This is a genomic window from Vibrio sp. HI00D65, from assembly GCF_001635455.1.
Taxonomy (GTDB): domain Bacteria; phylum Pseudomonadota; class Gammaproteobacteria; order Enterobacterales; family Vibrionaceae; genus Vibrio.
This window is the reverse complement of record NZ_LWEH01000347.1, coordinates 1-365: the sequence shown is the minus strand read 5'-3', so window position 1 is coordinate 365 and position 365 is coordinate 1. Positions and strand designations below refer to the sequence as shown.

Genomic DNA, 365 nt, shown 5'->3' with positions numbered 1-365 from the left:
ATAGCAATTTCTGGCGCGTCTCGACCAATAATGGTCGTGGCGAATCATAACTAGGAGAGGGACACCCCATGTCTAAAGAAAAATTTGAACGTACGAAACCGCACGTAAACGTTGGTACTATCGGCCACGTTGACCACGGTAAAACAACTCTAACTGCTGCTATCTGTACTACACTTTCTAAAGTGTACGGTGGTGAAGCGAAAGACTTCGCATCTATCGATAACGCTCCAGAAGAGCGTGAGCGCGGTATCACAATCGCAACTTCTCACGTTGAGTACGACACTCCAACTCGTCACTACGCACACGTAGACTGTCCAGGACACGCGGATTATGTTAAAAACATGATCACTGGTGCTGCGCAAATG

General features: G+C 47.4%; 1 protein-coding gene. It reads left to right on the top strand.

The window, feature by feature from the left end; all coding sequences use genetic code 11:
* Positions 1-68: 68 nt before the first annotated feature.
* Positions 69-365 (top strand): GTP-binding protein (locus A3712_RS19750; RefSeq protein WP_231891847.1); only part of this gene is annotated, 297 nt, incomplete at its 3' end.